Annotated in this window: 18 protein-coding genes; 3 read left to right on the forward strand and 15 right to left on the reverse strand. The window is 55.2% G+C overall.

Going from position 1 to position 22,366, the window contains the following annotated elements:
* Window positions 1-29: 29 nt before the first annotated feature.
* The 4 genes from ABIB59_RS22920 to guaB all read right to left on the reverse strand — a co-directional run bounded on the left by ABIB59_RS22920 (window position 30) and on the right by guaB (window position 6,221).
* Window positions 30-2,012, reverse strand: coding sequence for a tetratricopeptide repeat protein (locus tag ABIB59_RS22920; RefSeq protein ID WP_354037147.1), 1,983 nt, complete (start codon window positions 2,010-2,012; stop codon window positions 30-32).
* 267 nt (window positions 2,013-2,279) lie between these two features.
* Window positions 2,280-2,912, reverse strand: a complete 633-nt coding sequence (locus tag ABIB59_RS22925) for a hypothetical protein (protein WP_143348886.1) — start codon at window positions 2,910-2,912, stop codon at window positions 2,280-2,282.
* Window positions 2,913-3,114: 202 nt separating this feature from the next.
* The gene (gene guaA / locus ABIB59_RS22930; RefSeq protein ID WP_039079792.1) at window positions 3,115-4,692 is read right to left on the reverse strand and encodes a glutamine-hydrolyzing GMP synthase; all 1,578 of its coding nucleotides are present in this window, start codon (window positions 4,690-4,692) and stop codon (window positions 3,115-3,117) included.
* 62 nt (window positions 4,693-4,754) lie between these two features.
* Window positions 4,755-6,221, reverse strand: coding sequence for an IMP dehydrogenase (gene guaB / locus ABIB59_RS22935; RefSeq protein WP_039079791.1), 1,467 nt, complete (start codon window positions 6,219-6,221; stop codon window positions 4,755-4,757).
* A gap of 159 nt (window positions 6,222-6,380) precedes the next feature.
* Between guaB and xseA the strand changes: the two genes are divergently transcribed.
* Window positions 6,381-7,763: an exodeoxyribonuclease VII large subunit gene (xseA, locus tag ABIB59_RS22940; RefSeq protein WP_039079676.1), complete on the forward strand. Its 1,383-nt coding sequence runs from the start codon at window positions 6,381-6,383 to the stop codon at window positions 7,761-7,763.
* Between the two features lies 1 nt (window position 7,764).
* Here xseA and ABIB59_RS22945 read toward each other — a convergent pair whose 3' ends face one another.
* Window positions 7,765-8,898 carry an MFS transporter gene (locus tag ABIB59_RS22945; RefSeq protein WP_354037150.1) on the reverse strand — a complete coding sequence of 378 codons (1,134 nt, stop codon included), beginning with the start codon at window positions 8,896-8,898 and terminating at the stop codon, window positions 7,765-7,767.
* A gap of 127 nt (window positions 8,899-9,025) precedes the next feature.
* Between ABIB59_RS22945 and ABIB59_RS22950 the strand changes: the two genes are divergently transcribed.
* Together ABIB59_RS22950 and ABIB59_RS22955 are read left to right on the forward strand one after the other, a co-directional pair.
* Window positions 9,026-10,051 carry a M4 family metallopeptidase gene (locus ABIB59_RS22950; RefSeq protein ID WP_039079674.1) on the forward strand — a complete coding sequence of 342 codons (1,026 nt, stop codon included), beginning with the start codon at window positions 9,026-9,028 and terminating at the stop codon, window positions 10,049-10,051.
* Window positions 10,051-10,401, forward strand: coding sequence for a protealysin inhibitor emfourin (locus tag ABIB59_RS22955; RefSeq protein ID WP_079496166.1), 351 nt, complete (start codon window positions 10,051-10,053; stop codon window positions 10,399-10,401). Before ABIB59_RS22950 ends, ABIB59_RS22955 begins: the two co-directional genes overlap by 1 nt.
* On the opposite strand, the gene ABIB59_RS22960 is transcribed toward ABIB59_RS22955, so the two are convergent.
* The 10 genes from ABIB59_RS22960 to pbpC form a co-directional block, all read right to left on the reverse strand.
* Window positions 10,398-10,619 carry a zinc ribbon domain-containing protein gene (locus ABIB59_RS22960; RefSeq protein WP_039079672.1) on the reverse strand — a complete coding sequence of 74 codons (222 nt, stop codon included), beginning with the start codon at window positions 10,617-10,619 and terminating at the stop codon, window positions 10,398-10,400. The two genes, ABIB59_RS22955 and ABIB59_RS22960, sit on opposite strands and share 4 nt — an antisense overlap.
* Before the next feature lie 55 nt (window positions 10,620-10,674).
* Window positions 10,675-12,156 carry a ribosome biogenesis GTPase Der gene (gene der, locus ABIB59_RS22965; RefSeq protein WP_039079671.1) on the reverse strand — a complete coding sequence of 494 codons (1,482 nt, stop codon included), beginning with the start codon at window positions 12,154-12,156 and terminating at the stop codon, window positions 10,675-10,677.
* Window positions 12,157-12,278: 122 nt separating this feature from the next.
* Window positions 12,279-13,457 (reverse strand): outer membrane protein assembly factor BamB, encoded by a 1,179-nt coding sequence (gene bamB, locus ABIB59_RS22970; RefSeq protein WP_039079670.1) that lies wholly within the window; start codon window positions 13,455-13,457, stop codon window positions 12,279-12,281.
* Between the two features lie 10 nt (window positions 13,458-13,467).
* A complete protein-coding gene (locus tag ABIB59_RS22975; RefSeq protein ID WP_039079669.1) occupies window positions 13,468-14,088 on the reverse strand; it encodes a YfgM family protein in 621 nt (206 codons plus the stop codon).
* 36 nt (window positions 14,089-14,124) lie between these two features.
* Entirely contained in the window at window positions 14,125-15,399 is a 1,275-nt protein-coding gene (gene hisS / locus ABIB59_RS22980; protein ID WP_039079790.1) for a histidine--tRNA ligase, read from the reverse strand.
* A 92-nt stretch (window positions 15,400-15,491) separates the two neighbouring features.
* Complete coding sequence (ispG, locus tag ABIB59_RS22985; protein ID WP_039079668.1) at window positions 15,492-16,610, reverse strand: flavodoxin-dependent (E)-4-hydroxy-3-methylbut-2-enyl-diphosphate synthase; 1,119 nt, start codon at window positions 16,608-16,610, stop codon at window positions 15,492-15,494.
* A gap of 26 nt (window positions 16,611-16,636) precedes the next feature.
* Window positions 16,637-17,650: a cytoskeleton protein RodZ gene (rodZ, locus tag ABIB59_RS22990; RefSeq protein ID WP_354037155.1), complete on the reverse strand. Its 1,014-nt coding sequence runs from the start codon at window positions 17,648-17,650 to the stop codon at window positions 16,637-16,639.
* A 292-nt stretch (window positions 17,651-17,942) separates the two neighbouring features.
* On the reverse strand, window positions 17,943-19,109 hold the full coding sequence (gene rlmN / locus ABIB59_RS22995) for a dual-specificity RNA methyltransferase RlmN (RefSeq protein WP_039079666.1): 1,167 nt from the start codon (window positions 19,107-19,109) through the stop codon (window positions 17,943-17,945).
* 217 nt (window positions 19,110-19,326) lie between these two features.
* Complete coding sequence (gene ndk / locus ABIB59_RS23000; protein WP_039079665.1) at window positions 19,327-19,758, reverse strand: nucleoside-diphosphate kinase; 432 nt, start codon at window positions 19,756-19,758, stop codon at window positions 19,327-19,329.
* A 283-nt stretch (window positions 19,759-20,041) separates the two neighbouring features.
* The gene (gene pbpC, locus ABIB59_RS23005; protein WP_354037157.1) at window positions 20,042-22,366 is read right to left on the reverse strand and encodes a peptidoglycan glycosyltransferase PbpC; all 2,325 of its coding nucleotides are present in this window, start codon (window positions 22,364-22,366) and stop codon (window positions 20,042-20,044) included.

Here is a 22,366-nt window from a genome sequence, read left to right on the forward strand (position 1 = left end):
CTCCTCACATGATTCCAGACTTCGAACGGCTACTTTTCGGCAACGCGCGTGAGCCACTCAGCATAAGCCGGGCTGGCGTGCGCTGGCATATTTTGCTGCCCGGCGCTGAATTCATCCTGCATGCCAAATATTTTCCAGACCAGGGGGGCAAGCTGTGCCGCCGGGCTGTTTTCCTGCGTGGCGGTGCGCAACAGTTCCAGCGTACGCTTTTTATATTCGCCCAGCACCTCCGATTGATAATCAAAAGCTTTCCCCAGCCCGGAGATGTACATCAGTTTCGGCACTTCCGCCTGTGGCCATTGCAACGCCATGTTGAGCGGCCACTCCAGCATTGCCCGCTCACCCCATACGGCTGAACGCGGCACCTGCTGGTTAGCCACCAGCGTTAACATAAAGGCCTGGCCCAATTCACCAAGATAGATATCCATCGCATCAACGGACGGACGCGCATAGAACGCATCCAGCGGCTGAGGGTTCACCGCTCCCACTTTTGCCAGCAGGCGCTGCTCCAGCTCAAGCACCAGCGCTCCCAGCTCAGACTGCGCTACCGTGCTGCTCTCAGTACCGCATTGGGTTCGTTGGGTACAATCCCAAAGGCTGAGCGTGAGCTGCCACTGGCGCTGTTCCCCTTCTCCTGAGCAACCCATCTCCCCGGTCACAAAGTATTTCATTTCTGGCGGGACAAGGTCGAACAGCTCGTTGCCATCAAACGCATGGGTTGAAACAACCGGCCCGATGCCCGCGGCGACCTGCACGTAACAACGGGCGGCATAATCACTCCAGTAGTGGGTTGCCTCGGCAAGATACAGTGGGATTGCACGGGTAAGGCGCCCCAGGTCATCCTCACGCTGCGATTCGGAAGGTGTCGGGTCATCGTCGATTTTACTCAGCACAAAGAAACCGACCGTGTTTGCCTCTTGCGGTTTCTGCCCGAAAAGCCAGTCGGCATTACACAGCCCGTACTGCCAGACAGGCTGCGTAAGGGCAAGCGTATTGATTTGCACCTCGCCCGGATCGGTAGGTGTGCCCTGGGCATGCTGCTCGCGCATTTTCTGAAAGGCGCGGGCGGACTCATCCAGATACTGTTTAAGCGGTGGGTAGTCCAGCGCATACATCCGGCTCAACAGCTTTTCCCCTTCGTCGGGGTTACCCAGCTCCTGATAAGCTCGCAGCAGGTTAATACCGGCCATCGGATCGTGGCGGTGCTCGTCATACACGGGAGCTATGAGTTCAACAAGCAGCGCAATCTCGCCGTTTCTGCCCAGATCGCCGGAGATCATCATCAGCGAACTGCCGTCATATCTCCCACCGGCGAGAACTTCGTCATACAGTGCACGGGCGGCCGCTACATTGTTATGTTCCAGGTGATAGCGCGCCAGCCAGAGTTGCGCGCGCCAGGAGCCGGGCAGCGCCGCGACGGTACGTAGTCCCGCGACATATCCCGCTTCCCCTTCACGCTCCTGCTTAATACTCGCCCACCAGAGCAAGCCGTTATCCAGATTTGGATCGGCTTCGATAGCCTGCCAGAGCAGCTCCTCGGCACGGGCATCGTCACCCTTGTGAGAGAAAACTTTTGCCAGATTGGTCAGCAAAATTCCCGTGGCCCCGACTTTCGCTATACCGGCCTGCAGGGTGTTTTCAGCCCCAACCAGCCGTTTATTTTCCATTAGCACAATGCTCTGAATGGTATGGCTGCGTTCGGGATCATCATCAATCTCTACCAGGCGCGCGGCGGCAGGAATGAGATCGGCGGCAAAACCATCGTTCAGGCCTCCCAGGATCGCATCATAAAGTTCCGCCGCGTTATTCCACTTTTGTTCAAGGCCGGGCAGGAAAACATTATTTCGCCAGTCGCTGCGGGCAATATGCATTTCTCGCCCGTTGGCGTCATACGCCACGATCATCTCTTCATTTGGAACCGGGGCGTGTTCTGGCTGCGTATGTTCCGATTCCACAGGGCCTGGGGTCTGTTCTTTTTTGCCACTAAGGGCGCTGAGAAGTTTTTTAAACATAGTGAGCATCGTGGCAAGTGAGAGGGGCCGAAGTCCGTGTTCCGATGATGATTCGCCCTTCGCTCGCATTCCTCGTATCCAATGAGGCCGCAAGCGCAATGAAGATAAAGCGTCGATGAGCAAATCCAGGGCATACAAAGAACACTCAGCCAGAAGGTTGGCATAAAATGCCCGCCCCGTCTAATGCCTGGAATGGTGGGGTCAGCCTATCCAAAAAATAAAAGGCCATCTTACGAGGGCCTTATTACGTACGATACAACATTCGCGTTATTTGAATTGAATTGCCTTCAGATCTGCCGAAGGAGAAAGCAAACATGTAAAGTTGACTGTTTCCAAATCAGGTCCGGAAGATTTATAAAACGCATGTCCCGTCACCACTGCATCGTGGCGTTGTGCTTTTATACCGCCAATATTTGTTCCAACAGAATAAGAAGGCGCACCTTGTTTGACTGCAATAACACTACTTGTAATCACGCCGTGGTCAAAACCTGGACGATTAATTTTTTCAGGAACAGCATCAAGACAGCGACGTGTCGCGATCGCCATACCATCAGAGGTACTTGTGGCGATGCCTTCTTGTTGTAGACCCGCCAGATGCCAGAACTTCTGTTCAGGTGTCATTGAATTTGGTTCAAATCTTCCTGTCCCCTCACGTAAGAAACATTCAATAAGCTGCGGACTGCTACCATCTATGGCGATAAATGTTGAATCCGGGTGTTGAGAACGAGAAATATCGACATAGCGTGAATCAATTTCAAAGGGAACGGGCTTTGCTTTAGCTCGAGCAGCACAAAGCTTTACCTTTGCAGGATCATTACCAATAGCATCGCTGGAAATCATCTCGGCATGCACTGCTCCGGATAAACAAAACATTCCGCATACCACCAGGATCTTTTTCATATTTTCCTTCATTAATTGAGTAGGTTACAACTACGACACTGACAGAAGTTTAACCAACTCACCCAAAATAACTATTTAGATTTTATGGTTATAAGCATTATTTCGATAAAAAGATAAATAAGCTGACTAAAGGAAAATATTAAAAAACCCGCTCTGGAAAGCGGGCTTTAGGGCACTGTTTATCATCGATATAGAGGGGATTTTATTCCCACTCAATCGTAGCAGGTGGTTTACCGCTGATGTCATACACCACGCGGGAGATGCCATTCACTTCGTTGATGATGCGGTTGGAAACGCGGCCCAGGAAGTCGTACGGCAGGTGTGCCCAGTGCGCGGTCATAAAGTCGATGGTTTCAACGGCACGCAGAGAGACAACCCAGTCGTACTTACGGCCATCGCCCATCACGCCAACAGAGCGGACCGGCAGGAAGACGGTAAAAGCCTGGCTAACTTTGTTGTAAAGGTCAGCTTTACGCAGCTCTTCAATAAAGATGGCATCGGCACGACGCAGCAGGTCGCAGTACTCTTTCTTCACTTCGCCCAGAACGCGAACGCCAAGGCCTGGCCCCGGGAACGGATGGCGGTAAAGCATATCGTACGGCAGACCCAGCTCAAGGCCGATTTTACGTACTTCGTCTTTGAACAGCTCACGCAGCGGTTCAACCAGACCCATCTTCATCTCTTTCGGCAGGCCGCCCACGTTGTGGTGAGACTTAATCACGTGCGCTTTACCGGTCGCCGATGCGGCAGACTCGATCACGTCAGGGTAAATTGTGCCCTGCGCCAGCCATTTCACGTCTTCAAGTTTCAGGGCTTCTTCGTCGAAGATTTCAACGAACACGCGACCAATGATTTTGCGTTTGGCTTCCGGATCGTTCTCGCCCGCCAGTTCACTCAGGAAGCGTGATTCGCCTTCCACGTGAACAATGTTCAGGCCGAAGTGATCGCCGAACATATCCATTACCTGCTCAGCTTCATTCAGACGCAGCAGACCATTATCGACGAACACGCAGGTCAGGTTTTTACCGATTGCACGGTGCAGCAGCATCGCCGTCACGGAGGAGTCAACGCCGCCGGACAGGCCGAGGATCACTTTGTCGTCGCCAACCTGCGCACGGATGCGTTCGATAGCGTCGTCGATGATTTTCGCCGGGGTCCACAGGGCTTCACACTGGCAGATATCGATAACGAAACGCTCCAGCATACGCAGGCCCTGACGGGTATGGGTCACTTCCGGGTGGAACTGTACGCCGTAGAAGCGTTTTTCTTCGTTAGCCATAATGGCGAACGGACAGGTTTCGGTGCTGGCAACGGTAACAAAGTCAGACGGGATAGCCGTCACTTTATCGCCATGGCTCATCCACACGTCCAGCAGCGGTTTGCCGTCTGCGGTCAGGGAATCTTCAATACCACGAATCAGGGCGCTGTCGGTCAGAACTTCTACCTGTGCATAGCCGAATTCGCGCTCGCTGGACGCTTCGACATGGCCGCCCAACTGCATCGCCATGGTCTGCATGCCGTAGCACACGCCAAATACCGGCACGCCAGCTTCGAACACGTACTGCGGTGCGCGCGGGCTGTTATCTTCAGTGGTACTTTCCGGGCCGCCGGAAAGAATGATACCGCTTGGGTTAAATTCACGAATCTGCGCTTCGGTGACATCCCATGCCCACAGTTCACAGTAAACACCAAGCTCACGCACGCGGCGGGCAACAAGTTGCGTGTACTGAGAACCGAAATCGAGGATAAGGATGCGATGTTTATGAATGTTTTCCGTCATTGACGCTAATTCCGAGGCAAGTGAAACAAAATCGCCCGGCATTTAGCCGGGCGTGGAAAATATCAGGAGCCCATACGGTAGTTCGGGGATTCCTTGGTGATGGTCACATCATGGACGTGGCTTTCCTGGATGCCCGCACCGCTGATACGCACGAATTCCGCTTTAGTGCGCAGCAGGTCGATGGTACCACAGCCGGTCAGCCCCATACAGGAACGCAGGCCGCCCATTTGCTGGTGGATGATCTCTTTCAGGCGACCTTTATACGCCACGCGACCTTCGATACCTTCCGGCACCAGTTTGTCAGCGGCATTATCCGTCTGGAAGTAACGGTCAGAGGAGCCTTTGGACATCGCGCCCAGAGAACCCATCCCGCGATAAGATTTGTAAGAACGGCCCTGGTAGAGTTCGATTTCGCCCGGCGACTCTTCGGTACCTGCCAGCATAGAGCCGACCATCACCGCTGCCGCGCCAGCGGCAATCGCTTTGGCGATGTCACCAGAGAAGCGGATACCACCGTCAGCGATAACCGGAATACCGGTGCCTTCCAGCGCTTCAACCGCGTCGGATACAGCCGTGATCTGCGGAACACCCACGCCGGTCACGATACGGGTGGTACAGATAGAGCCAGGGCCGATACCGACTTTCACTGCGCTGCAACCGGCTTCCGCCAGCGCACGTGCGCCTGCGCCCGTCGCTACGTTACCGCCAATGATTTGCAGATCCGGGTATTTGGCACGGGTTTCACGGATACGCTGCAGAACGCCTTCGGAATGGCCATGAGAGGAGTCAATCAGCAGAACGTCAACGCCCGCCGCAACCAGCGCATCAACACGCTCTTCGTTGCCCGCACCTGCGCCAACCGCCGCACCGACACGCAGACGGCCTTGCTCGTCCTTACAGGCGTTCGGTTTACGTTCCGCTTTCTGGAAGTCTTTCACGGTGATCATACCGAGCAGACGGAATTTATCGTCGACAACCAGCGCTTTCTCAACGCGTTTTTCGTGCATTTTCGCGAATACAACTTCACGCGCTTCGCCTTCGCGAACGGTGACCAGACGTTCTTTCGGCGTCATGTATACGCTAACAGGCTGGTTCAGGTCGGTGACAAAGCGAACGTCACGACCGGTAATGATGCCCACCAGTGAATTGTCTTCGGCAACCACCGGGTAACCGGCAAAACCATTACGCTCGGTCAGTTCTTTCACTTCGCGCAGGGTAGTGGTTGGCAGAACGGTCTGAGGGTCTTTAACCACGCCGGACTCATGTTTTTTAACACGGCGAACTTCTTCAGCCTGGCGTTCGATGGACATGTTTTTATGAATAAAGCCAATGCCGCCTTCCTGTGCCAGGGCAATTGCCAGGCGCGCTTCCGTAACGGTGTCCATTGCTGCGGAGAGCATCGGAATATTCAGACGAATGGTCTTAGTGAGCTGAGTGCTCAAATCGGCAGTATTCGGCAGAACGGTGGAGTGAGCGGGAACGAGGAGGACGTCGTCAAACGTCAGGGCTTCTTTAGCGATACGTAGCATGGGCAATATCTCTGACCTGGGTGGTTAAATATTGCCGTGGCATTATACAGAGCGTAACCGATTGCTTCCACATTTTTTTGCGAAAAATACTTGCACTCATCTCTGGGCGGGTTACTATCGACTGAATAACCTGCTGATTTAGAATTTGATCTAGCTCACATGTCATCTCTTCAAAGCCCCGCAATTTTTACCGTTACTCGCCTGAATCAAACAGTACGTAGCCTGCTGGAACGCGAAATGGGCCAGGTCTGGATAACGGGTGAAATCTCCAATTTCACACAGCCTGCCTCTGGTCACTGGTATTTCACGCTTAAAGACGATACGGCGCAGGTTCGCGGTGCGATGTTCCGTAACAGCAACCGTCGCGTAACGTTCCGCCCGCAGCATGGCCAACAGGTACTGGTGCGCGCCTCCGTCACGCTCTATGACCCGCGCGGCGATTACCAGATAATCGTTGAAAGCATGCAGCCCGCCGGTGAAGGGTTGCTGCAGCAGAAATATGAGCAACTGAAAGCGGCGCTGTCAGCGGAAGGGCTTTTTGATCAGCAGTTCAAACAACCGCTCCCCACACCAGCCCACTGTATTGGCGTTATCACCTCGAAAACCGGCGCTGCGCTGCATGACATTCTTCACGTCCTGAGGCGACGCGATCCTTCTCTGCCGGTGGTCATTTACCCCACGGCGGTACAAGGTGACGATGCGCCGGGGCAGATTGTGCGCGCCATTGAACTGGCGAACGCGCGTCAGGAATGTGATGTGCTGATTGTTGGCCGTGGCGGTGGCTCACTGGAAGATTTATGGAGCTTTAACGACGAACGCGTGGCGCGCGCCATTTTTGCCAGCCGCATTCCGGTGGTCAGCGCCGTCGGCCACGAAACCGATGTGACCATTGCGGATTTTGTGGCGGATTTACGCGCCCCTACCCCCTCTGCCGCCGCGGAAATCGTCAGTCGCAACCAGACGGAACTGCTGCGCCAGATCCAGTCCGCTCAACAACGTCTTGAGATGGCGATGGACTTTTTCATTGCTAACCGCACCCGGCGTTTTACCCAACTTAATCACAGGCTGCAACAGCAGCATCCGCAGTTGCGCCTCGCCCGTCAGCAAACCGTGCTGGAAAAACTCCGCCAGCGGATGCGTGTCGCCCTGGATAGCCAGCTTAAACAGGCTAGCCAGCGACAACGCCGCGTCGCCCAGCGTCTGAATCAGCAAAACCCGCAGCCGCGGATCTGGCGTGCGCAGACGCGTATTCAGCAACTGGAATACCGGCTGGCGGAAAGCCTGCGCGCACAGTTAAGCGTAACGCGAGAGCGTTTCGGCAAGGCGGTGACGCACCTGGAGGCGGTCAGCCCGTTATCGACGCTGGCACGCGGGTATAGCGTCACCACGGCCGCCGATGGCAAGGTGCTGAAACAGGCGAAACAGGTCAAAACGGGCGATACGCTTACCACCCGTCTCGCCGATGGCTGGGTAGAAAGTGAAGTGAAAAGCGTCCAGCCCGTGAAAAAAACGCGGGCGTCTAAACCCCGCAACGCAGGCTAATTCACGGCTTCGTCGGGGTCAGCAACATAACAAAAAACGCCAGTCCGGCAAAAATCAAAAGCGACCAGGCCGCCCCCAGTACTGCATAGAGTTGCCCAAAAATTATCGCCCCCGCCACCTGCCCCACCGCCAGCATAAAAAAGACAATGCCCACCCCGGCGGCGGGAGCATTTGCCGTTGCGGACGCACCGCACACCAGCAGCACGCCGGAAAGCGTGATATAACCCACGCCACAGAGGGCCGCCGCCGGAATAAGCCACCCGCTATAACCATGACTTACAGCCAGTAGCGCCAGCGGCGCGGCCATAAAAAGCAGCGATAGCCAGTAAACCGGATTCCAGCCTGTCCGGGCGGCCAGCGCGCCAGTAAAGACGCCAGCAATTCCCGCCCCGCCGCTCACCAGCCACAGCATGCTGGTGGTCTCTTTTTCAAGGTGCAGGTGTTTTTGCAGAATATCGGGCCCAAAGTTCCACCACGCCGCGCTCGCTATCCCACAGATAAACGCAATCAGCGCCAGCCGCCGCAGTGCCTGGCACTGTAAGACCTGCCGCCAGGATTGTTCATTTTTAGCCCCCGGCGCTCGGGCAGCGGGTAAATAGCGCATCACCGGTAGCAGGCAAAGCAGAGCAAGCACCGCGAAAGCTACGCAGGCTCCACGCCACCCAAAGGGGATAAAAAGCAGTACCGGTACGGAAAGGATAATGCCGCCGCCAGTACCGGCATTGATAAAGGTGTTAGTGGTGGACTGCCGACGCTCTGCCACCGCCTGACTGACCGCCGCAGCCAGTGACGGCGATGCCAGCCCCGAACTCAGACCGGCGATAAACAGCCCCAGAGCAAGGTGTAGTACACCTGAAGACAACGCCAGGATCAGCAGCCCAAGCGCAGCGCAGAGTGCCGAGACGATCGCGGTGGTACGGGCGCCGTAACGCCCGGTTACCGGAGCGGCCCAGAGCGAAGAAAAACAGTAGGCGATATAGCTACAGGCGGCGATAACACCCGCCGACCGTGGGCTCAGCGCAATATCCTGCCCTACCGATGGCAGCATCAGCCCCCAGGCAAAACGCGCCATGCCATACGTCACGGCGATGAGCAAAAACCCGGTTAACGCAAGCGGTGAAATTGTTTTAGCCACACCCGACCCTCTTTTCTGATTGAGCAGTTAATGATGGTCGAAACCGACAGTTTTGCCGCGTAAGGGGTAAAAAAGGCGAATGTCACATAAACTTGTAGTCAGCCTTGCCAACAATCAGGAGAGCAGCATGACAGCGACACGACTTCACAGTGTTATCCCGCCCTACATCCTGCGCCGCATTATTGATAACGGCTCCGACGTACAGCAAAAGTGCGCCCGCCAGACCCTAACCCATGTCCAGACGCTCATGGCACATATGCCGGGCAAACCTGCCGCGCCGCATGTCGCGAAAGCGGGCCAGTTGCAGCGGGACATTTACGATGCGAAACAGACTCAGGAGTTGCCAGGCACGCAGGTGCGCTTTGAGGGGCAGTCATCAAATGGCGATATCGCCGTAGATGAAGCATGGGAATATCTGGGTGTGACGCACGATTTTTTCTGGAAAATTTATCATCGCGATTCACTGGATAATAAGGGCCTGACGCTTATCGGTACCGTTCACTATGGACGTGAATACCAGAATGCGTTCTGGAACGGTCAGCAGATGGTATTTGGCGATGGTGACGGCGAGATCTTTAACCGTTTCACTATCGCGCCGGATATTGTCGCCCACGAACTTAGCCACGGCGTAACGGAAACCGAAGCCGGGCTGATTTATTTCGAACAATCCGGGGCGCTTAATGAATCGTTATCCGATGTCTTCGGCTCGCTGGTGAAACAATATCTGCATAAACAGACCGCACAAGAAGCAGACTGGCTTATTGGCGAAGGGCTGTTGGCCGCAGGCATCAACGGTAAGGGGTTGCGCTCTATGGCAGAACCTGGCACCGCCTATGACGACCCGTTGCTCGGCAAAGACCCCCAGCCCGCGCATATGAAGGACTTTATAAAAACCCGCGAGGATAACGGCGGCGTGCATCTTAACTCCGGCATCCCTAACCGTGCGTTCTATCTCGCCGCCACCGCGCTCGGCGGCCACGCCTGGGAGAAAGCAGGCTACGCGTGGTATGACACCGTCTGCGATCGGGCGCTGGCGCAGAACGCGGATTTTGCGGCGTTCGCCCGTCTGACCGTCGCCCACGGCGAAAAACGGTCGGGAAAAGAGACCGCAGAAGCCATTAAACAGGCCTGGATTGAGACAGGGGTGCTGTGATGAATATTCCCGAGCTCACTGAGGACGCGGTCATTGAGCTTGCCCGCGAAGGGGGGGTGGCGTTTATCCCACAGTTGAGCGGCCTGCGCAGAATCGCCCTTTCCGCTCTCACACCAGAGCAGCGAGCGCGGGTGATTGATGTGTTACAGCAAGCGCTGCCTCGTGGCTTTCCGCCGGGGCAGACGGACTCTCCGGGGCGCGGCGACCAGCGTTATTTCCGCATTCAGATAATCTGGACCCAGCACAACCAGGCGCACTATACCGATATCATCTTGCTGGTGCCGGAACAGGAGGCACCGCCCTCGCTGGTGGATTTGTGGAAAAAGGGCGAAAGCGGCGTCTGTGATTAAGCGTCCTGCAGGGCGAAGACCACCCGCTTTTTGGAGATCAGGCCGTGGCCCTGCTGGCAGAAATAGTCCACCGCTCCGCAGGCTTTGAGCACGTCCAGCGGCTTCTGGCACTCCGGGCATAACGCGTTGAGTGCGTAATCTTTATCACAGCCATGACAGTGACCATGCGTGCCAATCAATTCCAGCGGGTTGTGGCAGGTTGGGCATTTAAGATCCATAAATATCCTCCCAGAATGTCAACCGGTGGCGATAATGCCACCGGTATTTCCGACCTTACTTACTTTTCTTGATATGCTTAATCAAGCGCTTACGTTTACGCATCTGGTTTGGCGTCAGCGTATTGCGTTTATCTGCATACGGGTTTTCCCCTTCCTTAAACTGAATACGGATAGGTGTGCCCATCACATCCAGCGATTTACGGAAGTAGTTCATCAGATAACGCTTGTAGGAGTCCGGCAGATCTTTTACCTGGTTGCCGTGAATCACCACAATCGGCGGGTTATAACCACCGGCATGCGCGTATTTCAGCTTCACGCGACGACCGCGAACCAACGGCGGCTGGTGATCTTCGGACGCCATATTCATGATACGGGTCAGCATCGCGGTGCTCTGGCGACGGGTCGAGCTGTCATAGGCTTCACGCACGGATTCAAACAGGTTACCTACGCCGCTGCCATGCAGTGCGGAGATGAAGTGCACGCGAGCAAAGTCGATAAAGCCCAGACGGAAGTCCAGCGTCTCTTTGACCTGCTCTTTCACTTCCTGGCTGAGGCCATCCCATTTGTTGACCACGATAACCAGTGAGCGCCCACTATTGAGGATGAAGCCAAGCAGTGAGAGGTCCTGGTCAGAGATACCTTCACGGGCATCAATAACCAGCATCACGACGTTAGCGTCTTCAATCGCCTGCAGCGTTTTGATTACCGAGAATTTTTCCACCGCATCGGTGATTTTGCCGCGTTTACGCACGCCCGCGGTGTCGATCAGAACGTACTCGCGTCCATCACGCTCCATCGGGATATAAATACTGTCACGCGTGGTGCCCGGCATGTCATAAACCACAACACGCTCTTCCCCGAGGATACGGTTAGTCAGCGTGGACTTACCGACATTAGGACGCCCGACGATCGCCAGCTTGATAGGCAGGTCCTGCGGGTTGAAGTCGTCTTCCGGCTCTTCTTCTTCGCCGTCTTCACCTTTGCCTTCGTCGAACTGCGCCCAGTAGGCAGCGTCTTCATCCAGCTCTTCCGGCGGATCGATTTCATCCATCCACGGCAGCAGAACGTGTTCCAGCAGGCTGACAACACCACGGCCATGCGAGGCGGCAATCGGGTGAATCTCACCCAGGCCAAGCGAGTAGAAGTCGACAACCGCCTGATCCGGATCCAGACCGTCCGTTTTGTTCGCGACGAGGAATGTCGGTTTTTCACGCGAGCGCAGGTGTTTGGCAATGGCTTCGTCAGCCGGCATCAGCCCGGCGCGCGCATCCACCATAAATAGCACCACATCGGCTTCTTCAATCGCCAGCAGCGACTGTTCCGCCATACGGGTTTCTACGCCGTCTTCCGTACCATCAATACCGCCCGTATCGATACAGATAAATTCACGACCTTCGACTTCAGCACGACCGTACTTACGGTCACGGGTCAGCCCCGGAAAATCCGCTACCAGCGCATCACGGGTGCGTGTTAAACGGTTAAAAAGCGTGGATTTTCCAACGTTAGGGCGCCCGACCAGCGCGACCACAGGTATCATGTTTAAAGCCTCATTACTTAGAATTCAAAATCAAAACGTCGCAACGCTGGCGACGTTTTAAAAACAGTAAAACGGCCCCTGCAACAGGAGCCGTCTTCTCACGAACGACCACCTTCGCGCGATTAACGCGTGATGGCGTACAGCGTACCGTCTTTAGCCTGGATAAGCAGTTTGCCTTCCGCAGCAACAGGATCGGTCAGGAAACCGGAGCCGTCCACTTTCTGCTGCGCGACAAAACGCCCGTCTTCGACGTTAATCCAGTGCATGTAGCCTTCGCTGTCACCGGTCACGATGTAACCATTATACAACGCCGGAGCGGTAAGGTTACGGTGCAGGAGATCGCTTTGTGTCCACAGCGTCACACCACCGTCAGTGGTCAGCGCCAGAACGCGGTCATTCTGGTCAATCATGTAGATGCGGTTACCATCGACAATGAAATTGCTCACTGAACCCAGTTCACGTTTCCACATGATCTGGCCGCTACGCAAATCCAGCGCCGTCAGGTTACCGTTGTAAGCCAGCGCATACACCACGCCGTTTACAATCACCGGCGTTGTATCAACATCGCTCAGACGGTCGATTTCAGTCGGACCCGTTGCCTGAGAAATACGCTGCTGCCAAATCATCTGGCCCTGCTGCATCAACACGGCGCTTACGCGACCATTGTCGCCACCCACAATGGCTGCGCCGTAGGCGGTAGCCGGTGCGGATTCGCCACGCAGGGACAGTGACGGCATATCAAGGTTAACCGTCCATTTCACCGCACCGTCGCTCTCATTAAGCGCCTGTAGCTGACCGTTACTGGTATGAATCAGCACCAGGCCGTCGCTGACAACAGGGCGGGATAACGCTTCACCGGCAACGTTGGTTTTCCATGCCTGGGAACCGTCGTTCGTATTCAGCGCATAGACCTTAGCTTTTTCGCTGCCCACGTAGACATGGCCGCCTGCGACGGTCACACCACCGGACAACAGCGCCGGGCTGCTGGAGAACCAGCCAGATTTTTCTGCCAGGTTAACGGACCAGACTTCTTTGCCGTCGCTCGCACTAACCGCTTTTACCGTACCGCGACGGTCAGCAGCGTAGACCACGCCACTGTCCAGCGCCGGATGCAAATTAGAATGAAAATCGCCAATACCGCTACCCACGGAGGTACTCCACGCGGTAGACGGGTTAAACTGGTTAGTCACCGTCGGCAGAGGGGACATTTTGACAACGTCTTCTTCGCCGCTAAACAGGGAACAACCGCTCAGTAAGGTGACGGACAGCAGCCCAGGCAGAAGTAATTTACGCAATTGCATCGGGTCCCTCTTAGATGGACAAATTGTTGATTTTCATCTGCATCATTTCACTCAGCGCCGGGGATGCGTTGTTTTTAACGCCATTCTCCCATGCGGTGCGTGCACCTTGTTTGTCGCCTTTGCTGAGCAGCGCTTCGCCACGCAGGTCGGCAACAATGGCCGCCCAGCCGTCGCCTTTCACGCTATCAAGCGTTTTCAGCGCGGCATCTTGCTGCTTAAGCTGTACCTGGATACGGGCGAGACGAATGTTAATCATGCCCTTAAGGTTGTCATCGCTGGTGGCGGCAAGCCCCTGTTGCAGTTGCGCGGAAGCCTTTTCCAGCTCATCGCGTTGAACATACTGCTGTGCCAGTTCCAGTGATGCCAGCGCGCCATAGGTATTCTTATTCTCAGCCGCGAATTTCTCCGCCGCCGTCAGCGTTTCAGGTTTATCAGCACGAATCGCGGTAATGGCGTTTTCATAGCCTTGCGAAGCCGATCTCGCTGTTTCGATTTGGTGACTTGTCCAGTAGCGCCAGCCAACTAATGCACCAATACCTAAAATGACACCAACAGCCAGCGCTTTGCCGTTTTCAGCAAAAAAGCGTTTGAGCGCGTCTACCTGTTCGTTGTCGTTCTCGTAAATTTCCACGCAGTCCTTCTCCTTAACGATAATTCACCGGGGAGATTAGCCCAGTAGTGTGCGCAAATGCGCCGCAACGCTGTCCTGCGTTACCGTATTTTGCTCACCAGAGCGTAAATCCTTCACTACAACGTTACCGTCAGCGATTTCAGACTCACCCAGCACCAGTGCGAGCTTAGCGCCCCACTTATCGGCACGGGCAAATTGCTTTTTGAAATTACCGCCGCCGTGGTTCGTCATGAGCTTAACGTCAGGTAACGCATCGCGTACCTGTTCAGCCAGTTGCATTGCAGCGGACTGTACGTTTTCGCCTGACGCTACCAGGTATATATCGACAACGGATTCTGCTTTAAATTCCGGATTAACTGCCTGAACCAACAAAACAAGTCGTTCAAGTCCCATCGCGAAGCCAACCGCCGGCGTTGCGCGACCGCCAAGCTGCTCGACCAGACCGTCGTAACGGCCACCTGCGCAGACCGTTCCCTGGGACCCCAGGCTGGTGGTCACCCACTCGAAAACGGTACGGTTGTAATAATCAAGACCGCGCACCAGACGCTGGTTGACCGTGTAGGCAATACCCGCAGCTTCCAGCAGTTTGCACAGGCCCGCGAAGTGTTCACGAGACTCTTCATCCAGATAATCGCCCAGGGCTGGCGCCGCGTTCAGAAGCGCCTGAATGTCTGGGTTTTTGGAATCCAGTACGCGCAGCGGATTGCTGTACATACGGCGTTTGCAGTCTTCGTCCAGTTGCTCTTTATGCTGCTCAAGAAACGCCACCAGCGCATCGCGATAGTTCGCACGTGCTTCCAGCGAGCCAATAGAGTTCAGTTCGAGGCTAACATGATCGAAGATACCCAGCGCACGCCACCAGCGTGCAGTGAGCATAATCAGTTCGGCATCAATGTCCGGGCCCTGCAGGCCAAACACTTCGACACCCAACTGATGGAACTGGCGGTAGCGACCTTTTTGCGGGCGCTCATAGCGGAACATCGGACCGACATACCACAGGCGCTGTTCCTGATTGTACAGAAGACCATGCTCGATGCCGGCGCGTACACAGCCCGCTGTACCTTCTGGACGCAGCGTCAGGCTATCGCCGTTGCGATCGTCAAAGGTGTACATCTCTTTTTCAACCACGTCGGTAACTTCGCCGATCGCGCGTTTGAATAACGGGGTCTGCTCTACAATCGGCAAACGGATTTCATTGTAACCGTAGCTGCCGAGCACGTTTTTGAGTGTGCCTTCAATGCGCTGCCAGATGGCGGTTTCGCCAGGCAGATAATCGTTCATGCCGCGAATGGCTTGAATATTCTTTGCCACGTTTATTCTCTTTTTGAATACAAAAAATGAACCCTCAGGGCTTGCGCCTTGCGGGTTCATCATACACGGGAAGCCAGCCGCTTCCCATCACGTTATTTTTCTACCTGTTGCACAGCAATACGATTAGCTTCATCCAGGATTGATGCTTTCGCACGGATGCGGGCTTCAAGCTGGGTAATCATATCGTCGTTATCCAGTCTGTCCTTGCGTACGCCATCTTCGTAAAGGCCGCTTTTCTTGTTGCCACCGGTCACGCCAAGCGTAGAAACCAGCGCTTCGCCAGGGCCGTTCACCACGCAACCGATGATCGAAACATCCATCGGCGTGATGATATCTTCCAGACGCTGTTCAAGGGCATTTACGGTGCCGATCACGTCAAACTCCTGACGTGAGCAGGTAGGACAGGCGATAAAGTTGATGCCACGCGAACGGATGCGCAGTGATTTCAGGATATCGAAGCCAACTTTGATCTCTTCAACCGGATCCGCCGCCAGCGAGACACGCAGCGTATCGCCGATCCCTTCCGACAGCAGTAAGCCCAGGCCGATCGCTGACTTAACCGCGCCACTGCGCGCCCCGCCCGCTTCGGTGATGCCAAGGTGTAATGGTTGATCGATCTGTTTTGCCAGCAGACGGTATGACTCCACCGCCAGGAATACATCGGAGGCTTTTACGCTGACTTTGAATTGATCGAAATTGAGTCTGTCGAGGTGATCGACATGGCGCATGGCGGATTCCAGCAGCGCTTGCGGCGTGGGCTCACCATATTTTTCCTGCAGATCCTTTTCCAGCGATCCGGCGTTAACGCCAATACGGATAGGGATATTTTTGTCGCGCGCACAGTCAACAACCATGCGTATACGTTCTTCATTACCGATATTGCCTGGGTTGATACGCAGGCAATCGACGCCGTATTCCGCGACTTTCAGCGCAATGCGGTAGTCAAAGTGAATATCCGCGACCAGCGGTACACTCACCTGTTGCTTAATCAGTTTGAAGGCTTCTGCCGCGTCCATGGTAGGAACGGAAACACGAACTATGTCAGCGCCAACGCGCTCAAGCGCTTTAATCTGCGCAACCGTCGCGTCCACGTCTGTGGTGCGGGTGTTTGTCATTGACTGCACGGCGATGGGGGCGCCATCGCCAATCGGCACATTACCAACGTAAATCCGTTTCGATTTCCGACGTTGAATCGGAGCCTGGTTATGCATGAAAAATCTCCCGCGTTGCCCGTCTGTTACTGTACTGCTGATTGTTCGGCATTGAGGGTCAGGCGTGCAACCTGGTTAGTTCTGATAAAGCGGCTCAGATCGACAGGTTTACCCTGATATTGAATCTGTACCGCAGCAGGTGCACCGATTTTGAGCTTGTAAGGCGCCTGGCCGGTCAAATTCAGCGTCGCGTCTTTACGCTGGATGCCGCTGAATAATTTTTTACCGCTTGCATCGCTCACTTCTAACCAGCAGTCGGCGTTGAAGTTCATGACCAGCGCATGTGCGGCGTCCGGGGAGGCGATACCCGCCTGGTCAGTCGGCAGTGGCGCGTTATTCGCGTTAGCCGATGGCTGAGCGGCAGGGGATTGAGTAACAGGTGCCTGAGAAGGCGAAACAACGGCGTTGGAATGCGCGGTTGCCGCAGGCGTTTGCGCGGCTGTTGCAGGCGCGGCTGTTGTCGGCGCCGTTGGCTCAACTGGCGTAGTCGCAGCCGTAGTATTTGGTGTTTCTGGCGCAGTGCTGACTGCATCGTTATTCAGCGGAACGTTCTGCCCTTCGCTGCTACCACTGGCGTTCAGCTCTGCAGATGACTGATCGGCCATTGTGGTGATCTCTTGCTGCTGCGCTTTGTGGTTTTGCCACCACCATGCGCCCGTCAGGCCAACAACCACAAACAGCACCAGCCAGGTAAAGCTCATTAACCAGCCGTCACGTTTTTTACGACGTTTACCCAGAGAAAAGGTCTGCATCGGCGCGACTTTCGCCGCCCGAATCGGGGCCTGTTTCTCAATCATCGGCAGCAATTCTTCTTCCGGGATATGCACCAAACGCGCATACGAGCGGATGTAACCACGCAGGAATGTTGAAGCCAATTCGGCAGGAGCCTTATCGTCTTCAATATCGCGTACCGTGGAAACTTTGAGACAGAGGCGCTCAGCTACCGCCTGCTGGCTAAGTCCGAGTTGTTCACGGGCATTGCGCAGACGAACGCCCGTGGTTTGTGCTTCGTTTTGGTCGTGAGTGGCTTCAGTATTCATTCGCTACAACTGCTGGTACGTGAAAATTTAAGATTCAGGCGCGTAGTAAGCATTGCCTGGGCGCGCCGCGAAATGTCAGGGTCAGTTAAATTTAGACCGACAGTATAAGACTGTCAGGCCGATCATAACAGAACAGCTTTTCGTACTTTTGCTAAGCTGTTGTTCCATCGCTACATACTGCCTTAAAGTCGAGAGAAACGCACAGTAATTATTGATTGCACAACTATAATCAGGCGATTAAATCAGCATATTTATGCGTCGCGACACAGAAGCCTGCCGCGACGCCAGAACACTAAACCGCTTTAATCGAAATCGGCTCACCCTGCATACGTTTACGCATCGTCCGTTTCGTACGGTCAATAACATCACCAGCCAACTGACCACATGCCGCGTCAATGTCATCACCGCGTGTTTTACGCACGATAGTGGTGAAGCCATAGCTCATCAGCACCTTACAGAAACGGTCGATACGGCTGTTCGAGCTGCGGCCATACGGCGCGCCCGGGAACGGGTTCCACGGAATCAGGTTGATCTTGCACGGCGTGTCTTTCAGCAAGGCCGCCAGCTCATGCGCATGCTCAGTGCCATCGTTCACATGGTCGAGCATGACGTATTCAATGGTCACGCGCCCCTGGTTAGCATTGGACTTCGAAATGTAGCCGCGAACCGATTCGAGGAAAGTCGCAATATTGTACTTTTTGTTGATCGGCACAATTTCGTCGCGAATGGTATCGTTCGGCGCATGCAGTGAAATAGCCAGCGCAACATCAATCATGTCACCCAGCTTATCCAGCGCAGGAACCACGCCAGAAGTCGACAGCGTAACGCGACGTTTGGACAAGCCAAAACCAAAGTCATCCAGCATGATTTCCATTGCCGGCACCACGTTAGTCAGGTTCAGCAGCGGTTCGCCCATGCCCATCATCACCACGTTAGTGATGGGACGTACGCCGGTCGTTTTAACCGCACCGATAATTTTCGCCGCGCGCCAGACCTGGCCAATAATCTCTGACACTTTCAGGTTACGGTTGAAGCCCTGTTGCGCCGTGGAGCAGAATTTACACTCCAGCGCACAGCCAACCTGTGAGGAAACGCACAGCGTGGCGCGATCGTCTTCCGGAATGTATACCGTTTCAACGCGCTGATCGCCTACGGCAATCGCCCATTTGATGGTGCCATCGGAGGAACGTTGCTCTTCCACGACTTCAGGAGCGCGGATTACCGCGACCTCTTTGAGCTTATTACGCAGCACTTTATTGATGTCGGTCATCTCATCAAAATCGTCGCTGCAATAGTGGTACATCCACTTCATCACCTGATCGGCGCGGAAGGGTTTTTCGCCTAAGTTTTTGAAAAACTCGCGCATCTGCTGACGATTCAGATCCAGCAGGTTGATTTTTGCATCTTTATTGGGAACCGTCAGTGCGACGTTCTCAGGCGTGACAATCTGTTCAGACATAGTTGTTTATTCCGGCCTCGTTATTACACGTTATGGCCCCTGGAGGGTTGAAAAAAGAAGCGCCCCGGGAATGCATGTTGCAATTCACGGGGCGCTGCATTGTACAAATTCTGCTGTGCAGATGCCACGACTGCGCGCGGCATTGGCAAAATAAAGTGTAAATCTGCTTACAATTTCCGATGGGCTTCGCACAACAGGGTGCGTAAGGCCGCAGAAATTAGCGAGTGCGTGGGCAAACTTCGCCTTCGCCGAAGAAATAGGCGATTTCGCGCGCCGCAGATTCCAGAGAATCGGAACCGTGGGTGCCGTTCTCGGTGAAGCTGTCAGCATAATCAGCGCGCAGAGTACCTGCCAGCGCGTTAGCCGGGTTGGTAGCGCCCAGCAGGTCACGGTGACGCTGCACCGCGTTTTCGCTTTCCAGTACGGAGACCACGATCGGGCCGGAGGTCATGAACTCAACCAGGCCGTCGAAGAACGGTTTGCCTTCGTGCTCAGCGTAGAAACCACGAGCCTGCTCAACGGACAGATGCAGCATTTTCGTGCCAACAATCTTGAAACCAGCAGATTCAAAACGCGCGAAAATACTACCAATAACGTTTTTTGCCACCGCGTTCGGCTTGATGATGGAAAAAGTACGTTCAATAGCCATGTTAACCCCTGTAAGTTGTTCTGTTGTCGTACATACATACGTATGACCTGGCGCGGATTATAAAGAGCAACGCGGGCATTGCCTATGGATAAAGGTAACATTTTTTTAAAATAAGACGAGTTTCAGCAACACCATTCACCAAAACGTCCCTTCACCACATTATTCAGGTTACATCAAGGCGGCAAGCGCAGGCATCCCCGGTACTTACATAAATCAGTCACCGGGGCGTACACGTGCAACCAACACAAAGGCAGCGTGAAAAAGGATGCGTATATGTGTTGCGTTATTGCACCGCGAACTCTACCGCCGCGACCTGCCCGGCGTCATCCATCACCAGTAACTGATACTGACCGCTTTTATCAAGGTTAAGGCTAAATAGTTGATCATGACCGTCCAGCGGCTCTCCGTTTAAAAACCACCAGCGTCGCCCTTCGCCACCGGTGGCCTGTAGCGGCAATGTTGCCTGCGAGCGCCCCGGTAACCGTTTGATCACTGCGCCATCGCGGATCCCCGAGAGCAACAGCGGCGGCGGCGCGTTCTCATCGCGCGGAGGACAGGTTTTCGAGCGCGGAGGTAATCTTGCCGCCCGGCGCTCGCCATCAGGTAACCAGGGTTCCAGCGGTAAAGGCCAGACGATGATTGTGCGTTGCTGCGCATCGGGACAATCTGGCGCAACACGTTGTCCCTGCGCGTTAACCCACACCGGGAAACGAATGCCGCGCGCCCCTTCTTGTTCCGCCATCAACATCGTGGGTGGCTGGCTGTTATCCAGAAGCCAGGTCGCCAGACGGCGGCGACAATTGCTGTCACCTTCCGGTAGGCTCTGCCCGCCAGGCCAGCAGATGACATCGCGGCTGACCGATTCCGGGCGCGGATCCTGCGGTAAACGCGCCAGCTCCAGCGCGGAACGAGGCTGGAGCATATTGTTTACCTGATTGAGCAATGGCACTGCGCTGGCGAAACCAAACTGGCCCGCAACCGGTGTGCCGTCCGGCCTGCCCGTCCAGACGCCAATCACATAGCGGCTATTCAGCCCAATGGCCCAGGCGTCACGATAACCGTAGCTGGTGCCGGTTTTCCAGGCCAGCGGCACCACTTGCGGGAGCGCGTTGTCCGGTAACGGCTGCGCTTCTCCGGCAAGAATGCGGCGAATAATCCACGCCGCGCCCGGCGACATCAGCGTTCTTTCCATCAACGGATCGTCTGGCTGAAAGCGTAATTGCCCGGCCTTGCCGTGGCGCGCAAAGGCACTATACGCTGCGGTGATATCCGCCAGACGGGCGCCTGCCCCACCCAGAATAAGTGACAGGTTCGGCTCCGCGCCTTCCGGCAATTTAAGCGGCAACCCGGCATTGCGCAGCGTAGCGGCAAATTTCTTCGGCCCGTAGGCCTCCAGAACCTGTACCGCCGGAAGGTTAAGTGAGCGAACCAGCGCCTCGTTCATGCTGACCGGTCCGTGAAAACCGCTGTCAAAATTACCGGGACGATAGTCCCCCGTTCGCCGTGGCACATCCTGTAGTAACGAGGCGGGATGAATCAGACCTTCATCCATCGCCAGGCCATAAATGAAGGGTTTTAACACCGAACCCGGCGAGCGGATGGCACTGACCATATCGACATGGCCAAAACGGTTGTCGTCATTAATGTCCACCGACCCCACCCAGCCGCGGACTTTCATGTCCGTATGGTCGACAACGATGATCGCCAGCGAGCTACGCTGGGGCAGACGAGATTTCACGCCAGCGGCCAGGTCTTCAAGCTGACGCTGGAGGCTGGCATCAAGTGTGGTGGTAATTTTGAGGCCCGGGTCTTTGCTCAACATATAACGGGAGAAGAGGGGCGCGAGTTGCGGCATCTGACGCGGTGCCAGCCAGACCGGCTCTTCGCGCGACTCCGCTACCTGTTTTTGGCTCCACACACCCTGCGAGACCATGCGATCCAGTACTTTATCCCGCGCCGCCTGGGCACGCTCCGACCAGCGGTCAGGGCGCAGGCGACTCGGTGCCTGTGGTAAGACAGCCAGCAGTGCCGCCTCTGCATAGCTGAGCTGCGCGGGAGATTTGCCCAGATAAACCCAGCTTGCCGCCCCAACGCCCTGCAACGTACCGCCAAACGGGGCACGGTTGAGATAGAGCGTCAGAATGTCGCGCTTGGAGAGATGCCACTCCAGTTGCAACGCCCGCCATAACTGGCGCACTTTACCGCCAAAGGTACGCGGATGGGGATCGAGCAAACGCGCAACCTGCATAGTGAGCGTACTGCCGCCAGAAATAACTCTGCCAGCCAGCAGATCCTGCCATGCAGCACGGGCGACCGAAAGCGGGTTTACGCCAGGGTGTTTCCAGAACCAGCGGTCCTCGTATTCGATAAGCGCCTGTAAATAGCGCGGAGAGACATCTTCTATCGCCACCGGATAGCGCCAGATCCCTTCGGCATCAGCGAAGCGCCAGAGCGGCGTGCCATCCTCCGCCACAACGACGCGCGCCGGGTTGACCTCTTTTAGAGGCAGCGGCCAGAGTTTGTCGGCAATAAAAAGCACCAACGGAATAAGAAGAAACGCTCCCGCAAGCCAAAGCCCGCGGGAGCGCCAGGTGCGCCCTTTATTCAT

Origin of the sequence: Citrobacter sp. UYEF32, from assembly GCF_040546205.1 — a bacterium.
In the GTDB taxonomy this organism is placed as follows: Bacteria; Pseudomonadota; Gammaproteobacteria; order Enterobacterales; family Enterobacteriaceae; genus Phytobacter; species Phytobacter diazotrophicus.